This window comes from Psychromonas sp. SA13A, assembly GCF_011378715.1.
In the GTDB taxonomy this organism is placed as follows: Bacteria; Pseudomonadota; Gammaproteobacteria; order Enterobacterales; family Psychromonadaceae; genus Psychromonas.
On the sequence record NZ_WTKU01000041.1, the window covers coordinates 1 to 9,822 of the forward strand.

A 9,822-nucleotide genomic window follows, 5' to 3' on the forward strand; every position below is an offset into this window, starting at 1 on the left:
ATGTGTTTCTTTACGTAAGGAGGTGATCCAGCCCCAGGTTCCCCTAGGGCTACCTTGTTACGACTTCACCCCAGTCATGAACCACACCGTGGTCATCGCCATCCCCGAAGGGTTAAGCTAATGACTTCTGGTGCAGCCCACTCCCATGGTGTGACGGGCGGTGTGTACAAGGCCCGGGAACGTATTCACCGTGGCATTCTGATCCACGATTACTAGCGATTCCAACTTCACGGAGTCGAGTTGCAGACTCCGATCCGGACTACGACAAACTTTAGGAGATTCGCATACCATCGCTGGTGAGCAGCCCTTTGTATTTGCCATTGTAGCACGTGTGTAGCCCATCCCGTAAGGGCCATGATGACTTGACGTCGTCCCCACCTTCCTCCGGTTTATCACCGGCAGTGTCCCTAGAGTTCCCGGCATAACCCGCTGGCAAATAAGGATAAGGGTTGCGCTCGTTGCGGGACTTAACCCAACATTTCACAACACGAGCTGACGACAGCCATGCAGCACCTGTCTCAGAGTTCCCGAAGGCACTCTACTATCTCTAACAGATTCTCTGGATGTCAAGGGATGGTAAGGTTCTTCGCGTTGCATCGAATTAAACCACATGCTCCACCGCTTGTGCGGGCCCCCGTCAATTCATTTGAGTTTTAACCTTGCGGCCGTACTCCCCAGGCGGTCTATTTAATGCGTTAGCTTTGAATCCCACGGCATATAGCCACAAAATTCTAATAGACATCGTTTACTGCGTGGACTACCGGGGTATCTAATCCCGTTTGCTCCCCACGCCTTCGCGCCTCAGCGTCAGTCTTTGTCCAGGTGGCCGCCTTCGCCACTGGTATTCCTTCAGATCTCTACGCATTTCACCGCTACACCTGAAATTCTACCACCCTCTACAAAACTCTAGTTAACCAGTTTCAAATGCAGTTCCAAGGTTGAGCCCTGGGATTTCACATCTGACTTAATTAACCGCCTACGCGCGCTTTACGCCCAGTAATTCCGATTAACGCTCGCACCCTCCGTATTACCGCGGCTGCTGGCACGGAGTTAGCCGGTGCTTCTTCTGCGAGTAACGTCACAGCTGCACTCTATTAAAGTACAACCTTTCCTCCTCGCTGAAAGTGCTTTACAACCCGAAAGCCTTCTTCACACACGCGGCATGGCTGCATCAGGCTTGCGCCCATTGTGCAATATTCCCCACTGCTGCCTCCCGTAGGAGTCTGGACCGTGTCTCAGTTCCAGTGTGGCTGGTCATCCTCTAAGACCAACTAGGGATCGTCGCCTTGGTAAGCCATTACCTTACCAACTAGCTAATCCCACTTGGGCTACTCTTATGGCGTGAGGCCCGAAGGTCCCCCACTTTGATCCGGAGATGTTATGCGGTATTAGCAGTCGTTTCCAACTGTTGTCCCCCACCATAAGGCATATTCCCAAGCATTACTCACCCGTCCGCCACTCGTCAGCAAAATAGCAAGCTATTCTCTGTTACCGTTCGACTTGCATGTGTTAAGCCTGCCGCCAGCGTTCAATCTGAGCCATGATCAAACTCTTCAATTTAAAGTTTAATTTGCAACCTAAGTTGCGACTCAATACTACTGACTAAAACTTACTGCTAATTACTTATATAAATATAAGAAACTAACAATTTATTATTCTGAAATAACTGCGATTGAACAAGTTCATTCGCTTCGTTATTCATTGAAAGATAAATCTTTCAATGTAAATGAATTATTTCGTGTGTCACTATTATTGATGTTGCCTAACAAGTAGGACTTTGATTTTTTTGAAATCACATCAACAACAAGTGCTCACACAGATTGTTTGATTAAATTGTTAAAGAGCGTGCCTTGCGGCTAGGCGGCGTATATTACGCTAACCTTGAACCTTGTCAACATGTTATTTTAAATTACTTTAAAAGTTTTTGTTGGCTCAAACTCGCTGAGTTTGTTGGTTCTGATTTGGTCAGTAACTTGCGCTACATCCCGTGTCTGTGCGGCGTATTATAGGGATCGCGAAACTATTCGCAAGCGTTTTATAGTGTTTATTTCAATTAAATGACTGAGTGATTAATTAACCAACAAAGTGTGGATATTTCACTCAAAAATGTGACGTTTATGCTTGGAATTAGGCATGTTACTTCTTCTATAATGTTATTCATTTCATTTATATTTACAAAATATTCTATATTGACCGCAACAATCTAAGAAGACATGACTTTAATGTTGAATTCGCTACTTTATTTAATAACTAAATTTTTTAAAGAAATGAAGCAATGTTTTATCTACAGTTAAATATCAATCGTTACCATCACCGTTCCCTTTAAAGAAATAATGCTGTTCTTGATGAAGCTCAGCTTCTGCTTCATATAAATCTTGTTCAAAAAAACGAATTTGAGTACCTGGTGTTGCTTGCGCAAGAATATTTAAGTCTCTGTTACAAACACATCCCATTTTGGGATATCCACCAATTGTTTGTCTGTCACGCATTAATATAATAGGTTGGCCATTAGCTGGAATTTGAATAGCTCCCAACGCAATACCTTCAGAAACGAAGCTCTGCTCGGCAAATTCAATAGGTTTGCCTTTCAATCGATAACCCATGCGGTCAATCTCTGGGGTTACCGTATACAGTTCATTAAAAAATGTTTTTTTTGCTTCTTCGCTAAATTGGTGGAATTGATATGTTGTTAATACACCTATATTAATGATGTCTTTGTATTCTGGAATAAATTGTTGAGGGACTTTGCGTGAATGGGGTTGAACCTGTGCTATAAAAGGTAATATATCGCCATTGGCTAGTTTGCTGCCTTTTTTGCTTAATCCACCTAACTTATTTCTTATCACAGTACTAATGCTGCCAAAAGTTTTAGGGCTAGTAAAACCACCACTCACAGCAAGGTAACTACGTAATCCTTGTTTTGGATAGCCAATTTCTAATATATCTCCTGCTTTTGCTTGCCAAGAGCTCCAAGTTGTAATTGTATTTCCATTTAACGATACAACAACATCTGCTCCACATAATGAAAAACTAGTTGATTGTTTAAAGCAAGCTTTAAATGGCCCCATGGTGATTTCAATTTGTGCAGCATTCGCTGGGTTATTTAATAATTGATTAGCCCAGTGGAAGGCATGGGTATCCATTGCTCCACCTGGAGTAACACCTACATCTTGATAGCCATAGCGGCCAAGATCTTGCAATAAACTTAACGGCCCTGCTTGAATGATATCTAATGCCATATTTTTTACCCTCTTTAGTTACAGTTGGCCGCCCATTGCCAAAAAGGTTTGTTTATCGATAGATTCAAAATGTACTTCATCGCCCATTGCAAATTTACTTAGGCACTCTTCTGAGTCATCTAGTAAATCTACTGGTGTGCGGCCTATCACCTGCCAACCTCCTGGTGATTGACTAGGATAAATAGCTGTTTGCCTATCCGCTATCGCAACGCTACCTTTAGGAACATTAAGCCTTGGGCTTGCCTTACGAGGTATTGTCATTTCCTTTGGGGTATTGCCTAAGAATGCAAAACCAGGGGTAAAGCCGATTGCAAATACTCGGTAGCATTCTTCTGTATGTAGTTTAACTATTTCAGAAAATGCTAAACCTGTATGTAAGCTGACATCTCGATGGTCAAGTGCGACTTCTTGTCCATAATAAACAGGCAGTACAATTTTATTACGTGCCAGATTAGTAAGGCCAACATTATCTAATTCGTTTAGTATTCGACGTATATTAATTACAAAATTTTGTAATCCGGTTTTACGCAAATTACAACTAAGTAGAATAGAAGTATAAGACGGCACTATATCTGAAAGCGTATCGCTAAGTTCAGATCTGAATAACTGACAAGCATGAGTAATTTTATCGGTTGTTTCAGCGCAAACGATATCGGAGAAGTAGATAATGACACTATTTTCATTAACAAGATTTACTTGCATGCTGCCAATCTCACTTTTAAAACCCCTGCTATCTCAGCCGCTAATGCACCATCACCATGAATACATAAGGTATCTGCTTTAATACTGACCCTTGTTCCATCATTACTTATTACGCATTGTTCCTTAAATAAACGAACGGCTTGATCACAAATATCTTCTAAATCCGTATGGCATGCATTAGCTTCAGTTCTTGACGTTAAGCGTCCATCTGTTTGATAAGTGCGGTCAACAAAGGCCTCAAAAAGTAATGTAATACCGTATTCAGAGGCAAATTTTTGATAACGCGCAAAATCAGGAACTGCCATCACCATTAATGGTAATTTTGCATCATATTTAGCAAGTGCTTGTAATAAAGCAACAAAAATATCGTCAGACTTCATCATTGCATTATAAAGAGCACCATGCGGCTTAACATAACTTAATTCGGTATTTTCACTCTTGCAAATTCCCTGCAATGCGCCTAACTGGTAAATAAATAACGCTTGTAAATCAGTCAATGGCATTTCAATAAAACGACGACCAAAGCCTTGTAAATCAGCATAACCAGGATGTGCGCCAATACGAACACCGTGTTCTTTTGCACAACGAACTGTTCGTAACATAACACTTGGATCTGAAGCATGCATACCACATGCTATATTCGCCATATCAACGAAAGGCATGATCTGTTCGTCCTGACCTAACTTCCAGATACCAAAACTTTCACCCATATCACAATTAATAAGCATTTATATTCCCCTGAATAAATTTGAATTGAAGTCATCGATTAACTATCAGTAATACTTACTACCGATTATAAAGAGCTTGCAGCTCGAGACGCCTGTGCGTATAAACCAGATAGCGTTCTCATCAATTTAGCCGTTTCGCCTAATGAGTCGTCGATAGACATGTGCTCTAAGGCTTGCACTAAGCATTTTTCTCTAATTTTTGCATACTCTAAGCAAAAGGCTTCACCTTCATCCGTCACACTGTAAAATGTTTCTTTGCCTCTTTTTTCATGTTGAAGCATGCCACTTTTTACCATTTTTCTTATTGAATATGAGACGTTATGTGTATCGTCAACATTTAGGGTAAATGCTACATCAGTGATCCTCTTAGGTTTCTTTCTGTGATAAACATTATGAATCACTAAAATATCCAAAGAACTCAGGTTCTGATCGCAAGCATTACTACATAAATGTGTCCAACGTTGAAATGCGTTGTGTACCATGGTTAATCCATATTCAAATTCACTTAATGCAAGCCCATTTTCACCTACTAAATGAGAAGAGGACAAAATAGGCAAGTGTTCTGATGTTGGCTTGTTTATTTGTTTCGGCATATATTTATCCTTTCGACATTGAATTTGGAAGCCAGGTTACAATTTCAGGAAATACTGTGACAATAAATACAGCAGTAACCAATAAGAAAAAGAATGGCAGAGCTGCTTTAGCAACGAACAATATATCGCGTCCTGTTAAACTTTGAATAACAAACAAATTGAATCCCACTGGTGGCGTTATTTGTGACATTTCTACAACCAGAACAATATAAATACCAAACCATAAAGGATCAATTCCTGCTTCAATAACCATTGGAAGAACGACTGAAGTGGTGAGTACAACAACCGAAATACCATCTAAAAAACAGCCTAAAATAACAAACATAATAGTCAGTAAAAATAACAAGGTATAAGGTGACAAGTTAAGTAATGCTATATTTTCAGCTAGCATTCTTGGTATGCCAATAAAGCCCATTGCCATTGTTAAAAAAGCAGCTCCGGCAAGAATAAAGATAATCATGCATGATGTTTTCACCGCACCCATTAAACTTTCCGTAAAGCTATTAAATGATAATGAACCGCTACCTAATGCTAATACTAAAGATCCAAGTACACCAAATGCAGCTGCTTCAGTGGGCGTTGTTAAACCTGCGTAAATAGAACCAATGATAAATAAGATAAGTACGCTAACGGGTATTAAACGTAATAATGAAGAAAACTTTTCTTTCCAGGAATATTGTTTGGTTTGTTGCGCAATACCATCACCATGTTTTGATGACCAATAAGCAGTGTATCCCATGAACATGATCACTAACATCAATCCAGGTAAGGCGCCTGCCATAAATAAACGCCCAATAGATACTTCTGCTGCGACGCCATATACGATTAAAATTATCGAAGGAGGAATAAGTAAACCTAACGTACCTGAACCGGCTAAAGTCGCTATCGCCATTTTATCATCATATCCCTGACGCTTTAATTCCGGCAGAGTCATTTTACCAATGGTGGCAGCCGTTGCGGCAGATGAACCAGAAACAGCAGCAAAAATACCACAACTTAAAATATTAACGTGCAATAAACGTCCTGGAACTCTACTAAGCCAAGGTGTTAAACCTTCAAATAGATCTTTTGATAAACGTGTTCTAAAGAGTATTTCCCCCATCCAAATGAATAGCGGTAATGCAGCTAATGACCAATCGGACACTGCACCCCAAGTTGATGTGGTATAAAGTAATCCAAAATTATCGTTACCAAGCATCATAAGACCTGCAATAGAAACCGTAATCAGGGTAAAAGCAACCCAAAATCCACTGGCTAACAGTGCAAATAAAATACCTATTAATATAAAACCGATAGTTATCTCATTCATAAATTACACTCCTTTGTTTAATGAGTCAGTTTGCGATAAATCAATCGGCGCACTTTCAGCTAATGCTTCCTCTTCAGATTTTGGTAACTCTTCACCAAAAAAAAGATGACAAAAGGTTTGATCAATAATTGCTACAGAAAAAATAATCATGCCCACAGCTAAAGGCAACTGAACAAGCCAAAGCTCGATAGGTACATAACCGGAAGATAATTCATCAAATATATAAGATTCATAAACAAAGTAGGCAAGCTGCCAAGTAAGATAAAGAATTAAAACGCAGCCTAAACTTAAAATAATTCTTTCAACCCATTTGTTAAGGGCAAGTGGTAATCTTGAGGTGAATAAACTCACTCGAATATGTCCACCTTCACGAAACGTATAGGCAAGCCCTAAAAAACTAGATGCAGCAAGTAAAAAGCCAGCAAAATCGTCGCTAGAAGGCACTTCAATACCAAACCAACGCCCCATTACACGTGCAAGAATAATGCAACAGATAGCGATGATACACAGCCCCGATAATGCACCGGTAGTTAAATATATTCGATTCAATAAAATTCTCATCGTTGAATACTCCTACAGTAAACAATAAAAAATATAGGGATTAATTTTTACTCAGGATATAAACGCGTATTTAACTAACATTCTCTGAGGGATGGGAAAAATAGTCACAACGGTAACGTTTAATCAGTAAAACGTTACCGAAGCAGTTATTTACTAATGATACTCAGCAAGAAGCGCTTTACCTTCTGCACCAGCCTCTTCAGCCCATTCTTGTGACATTTGATCACCTACAGCGGTAAGTGCTTTGATTAATTCAGAATTTGGAGCTACAACTTTAACTCCATGCTCCATTAACTCCTTATTTTTAATTTCAGTTTCATTGATCGCCATTTCCCAACCACGCTTTTCAGCGGCAGCCGCGGCAGTTAACAATGCTGATTGCATCGATTTATCTAATCGTTTGAATGAACGTTTATTAACAATCACCATATTTTTAGGGATCCACGCTTGTACATCCGTATAGTTGTCAACGTAGTCCCAAGATTGGCTACTTACTCCGGTAGTGGGTGATGTGATCATCATATCGATAATACCCGTTGAAAATGCCTGTGGAATTTCAACGGTTTGAACCGTTGTTGGGGAAGCTTCAAGTAAAACGGCTAAACGGGATAGAGTAGAACTATAAGCACGTAGTTTTGCACCTTTAAAACTATCAATACTAGTTAGTGGCTCTTTACTGTAAACACCTTGAGGAGGCCAAGGCACAGAATACAATAACATTAATCCATTTTTGTTTAGTTTTGCTTCAATAAGTGGCTTTGATACTTCGTATAACTTTTTTGCATCAGTAAAATTAGTTGCTAAAAAAGGAAGGTTATCAAGTTTATAGATAGGATCTTCATTACCTAATATCCCAATAAATACTTCCCCCATCGGCACTTGTTGGGTACGAACGGCTCTTGGTATCTCTTTATGTTTAATCAAAGAGGCGCCAGCATGTACGATGATTTCAAAGTCTCCATTAGTTGCTGCGTTTACATCCTCTGCAAACTGACGAATATTCTGAGTATGGTGTGTGGCATCAACGTAAGGTGTAGCCATGTCCCATCGAGTAGCAGATATAGCAGAAGTAGAAATAACGCCTGCAGCTGTTATTGCTGCAATTTTAAAAATAGATTTCATAGATTGTCCTTATCTTTATTGATCAACATTAATAATTCGAATTCAAATCACTTATAATATGAATACGATTTACATCCATTTTGAATTAGTAGCATAAATTGCACCAATTCATTTTTTATTTAACCTACACGAGAAAAATAAACATAACTCACTGTTTTATTTATATATTAATTTAATTTTTATATTATTAACTCAGAGAGCTAATAAACATAAATAGTATTAAAAATTAACTTTTACTTAATTTAAGCAACTAGATAGAGCAATTGCACCAATGTAAAACAAAATTTAAAAAGCAAACTTCGAGTTTATAACGACCTCAAATTCGTCTTTTTTCATGTTTATGAAAACCAAAACAAGCTTCGTAAATCATTCAGTAATTATATTGCTATCATCATTTATCAAACGGTATTTATATCGTAACGATACAAAATAATTAATTAACCAGTTGAGACCTCATTATCAAATAAACTCAATAGAGCATAAAATATCTATTAACTCAGAATACAAAACACATTCAAAATACATACGAAATACATCTAAAACAAACATTACTCATCTCTATAATCATTTAAAACGAAGTCCATCACATTTAAATATTATTAATAAGTTAATAAATTGTGATCAATTTAGATTAAATTAAACAAACTAGATCATTAAGCATAATTCTGCGATCTAGGTTTAATTAGAATGTAGGGCCCTTTAATGTTGAATACGGCATGCCTATTGACAGCTAAATGAGGGATAACTTTAAAAATATACTCAAATGAATGGTAGCGCTCTTAACATTTTGCAAACAAAAAATTAACAGTAATCATTAAAATAACTATTAAAGGTAGGTGTCGTTTAACCAAGTTATGTGATAATTTTATTGGTTGTATAACAGATCACTTTCAGATAAAAAGTTGCCGCAGTCTTAGTGAACTGTTTTGTTAAGTCATAAATTTTAAGATGCTAAAATAAAAAACTTACAAACAGAGCATATAGAAATACTTAACAGGTCTCATCCTCCTATAAAATAATGCCATCGGTAAATATATCTCTATCTTTTGTACTTAAGTATAAACATCGAAAACCTTCAAACAAATAAATCTTTGCTAACGTAAATCAACAGGGATTGATCTGAATACTATGCAAGCTTGGCAATGGAAAGTCGTCGCGAAGCCTAGTCCGCTGATAATACGATGCTGTCGCACTGAAGGAGACCACTAAAAAGCCCTAAACGAAAAAATCCCTGCTGACGTCAGTCAACAGGGATTGTTCTAAATACTATGCAAGCTTGTCGATGGGTGAGCATGGCTCAATATAGATCATAAATCGATAGCATTAAAATAGGCGATGGGTGGACATTGTTCGTGCCCCTTGCCTGTCGGCAAACTCACCCTACTTTCTACGTAGGTCATAAATCAACAGAATTAAAAAAGCCCCACCGGAACTAACCAGTGGGGCTATTTTAAATTAGGCGCTTGGCGATGACCTACTTTCGCATGGGGAGACCCCACACTATCATCGGCGCAGCTGCGTTTCACTTCTGAGTTCGGCATGGGATCAGGTGGTACCACAGCGCTATT

7 protein-coding genes and 2 rRNA genes are annotated in these 9,822 nt (G+C 38.7%); all 9 read right to left on the reverse strand.

Annotation, left to right across the window (positions count from 1 at the left end):
• Window positions 1-15: 15 nt before the first annotated feature.
• Window positions 16-1,560 (reverse strand): 16S ribosomal RNA (locus tag GQR44_RS19415).
• 737 nt (window positions 1,561-2,297) lie between these two features.
• The gene (locus tag GQR44_RS19420; protein WP_166373389.1) at window positions 2,298-3,239 is read right to left on the reverse strand and encodes a biotin-dependent carboxyltransferase family protein; all 942 of its coding nucleotides are present in this window, start codon (window positions 3,237-3,239) and stop codon (window positions 2,298-2,300) included.
• Between the two features lie 18 nt (window positions 3,240-3,257).
• Window positions 3,258-3,941, reverse strand: a complete 684-nt coding sequence (locus GQR44_RS19425; protein WP_166373391.1) for an allophanate hydrolase subunit 1 — start codon at window positions 3,939-3,941, stop codon at window positions 3,258-3,260.
• Window positions 3,932-4,669, reverse strand: coding sequence for a 5-oxoprolinase subunit PxpA (locus GQR44_RS19430; RefSeq protein ID WP_166373393.1), 738 nt, complete (start codon window positions 4,667-4,669; stop codon window positions 3,932-3,934). Before GQR44_RS19430 ends, GQR44_RS19425 begins: the two co-directional genes overlap by 10 nt.
• A 65-nt stretch (window positions 4,670-4,734) precedes the next feature.
• Window positions 4,735-5,262 carry a winged helix DNA-binding protein gene (locus tag GQR44_RS19435; RefSeq protein ID WP_166373395.1) on the reverse strand — a complete coding sequence of 176 codons (528 nt, stop codon included), beginning with the start codon at window positions 5,260-5,262 and terminating at the stop codon, window positions 4,735-4,737.
• 4 nt (window positions 5,263-5,266) lie between these two features.
• Entirely contained in the window at window positions 5,267-6,571 is a 1,305-nt protein-coding gene (locus GQR44_RS19440) for a TRAP transporter large permease subunit (protein ID WP_166373397.1), read from the reverse strand.
• A gap of 3 nt (window positions 6,572-6,574) precedes the next feature.
• Window positions 6,575-7,132: a TRAP transporter small permease gene (locus GQR44_RS19445; RefSeq protein ID WP_166373399.1), complete on the reverse strand. Its 558-nt coding sequence runs from the start codon at window positions 7,130-7,132 to the stop codon at window positions 6,575-6,577.
• 153 nt (window positions 7,133-7,285) lie between these two features.
• On the reverse strand, window positions 7,286-8,254 hold the full coding sequence (locus GQR44_RS19450; protein WP_166373401.1) for a TRAP transporter substrate-binding protein: 969 nt from the start codon (window positions 8,252-8,254) through the stop codon (window positions 7,286-7,288).
• Between the two features lie 1,461 nt (window positions 8,255-9,715).
• Window positions 9,716-9,822: ribosomal RNA gene (rrf, locus tag GQR44_RS19455) — 5S ribosomal RNA — on the reverse strand; the annotation flags it as partial.